Here is a 977-nt window from a genome sequence, read left to right as displayed (position 1 = left end):
GCTGTATTCACGACGTTTTCTACCGTAAAACCAAACATTTCAAACAGCTGATTTGCCGGCGCAGATTCACCAAATGTCGTCATACCGATGATGCGACCGTCGAAGCCTACGTACTTGTACCAGAAGTCAGCGATGCCCGCTTCGATTGCGATACGAGCGGTGACGTCTGATGGTAATACAGATTCACGGTAAGCAGCATCTTGCTTGTCGAATGCATCAGTAGATGGCATTGAAGCAACGCGTACTTTCTTACCTTCAGTGGTAAGTTGCTCAGCTGCTTTCATTGCGAGTTCAACTTCAGAACCTGTCGCGATTAGGATCAGCTCTGGCTTGCCGTCACTGTCTTTCAGGATGTATGCACCTTTCGCGATGTCAGCGACTTGCTCTGCTGTACGTGCTTGTTGCGCTAGGTTTTGACGAGAGAAGATCAGTGCCGTTGGTGCGTCTTTACGTTCAATCGCCAGTTTCCATGCTACTGCAGACTCAACTTGGTCACATGGACGCCATGTACTCATGTTTGGAGTAAGACGTAGAGAGGCCATTTGTTCAACTGGTTGGTGAGTTGGGCCATCTTCGCCAAGACCGATAGAGTCGTGTGTGTACACCTGGATGTTCTGAATTTTCATCAGAGCCGCCATGCGCATTGCATTACGAGCGTACTCCATGAACATTAGGAATGTAGCGCCGTAAGGCACGAAACCACCGTGTAGCGCGATACCGTTCATGATCGCGGTCATACCGAATTCACGTACACCATAGTGGATGTAGTTACCAGAGAAGTCGTTTGCTTCTAGAGATTTAGAGCCAGACCACATGGTTAGGTTAGACGGCGCTAGGTCAGCAGAGCCGCCCATGAATTCTGGAAGCATTTGACCAAACGCTTCTAGTGCGTTTTGAGAAGCTTTACGTGATGCGATGTTTGCAGGGTTTGCTTGAAGCTCAGCAATGATTTGGTTTGCTTTTGCTTCCCATTCAGC

1 protein-coding gene is annotated in these 977 nt (G+C 48.7%); it reads right to left on the bottom strand.

The annotated features are described in order from the left end of the window. A partial coding sequence (locus VSA01S_RS19800) for a transketolase-like TK C-terminal-containing protein (RefSeq protein ID WP_280524911.1) occupies positions 1-977 on the bottom strand: 977 nt, incomplete at both ends.

Source organism: Vibrio sagamiensis NBRC 104589 (assembly GCF_007990935.1).
GTDB lineage: Bacteria > Pseudomonadota > Gammaproteobacteria > Enterobacterales > Vibrionaceae > Vibrio > Vibrio sagamiensis.
This window is presented reverse-complemented; position numbering and strand designations above follow the sequence as displayed.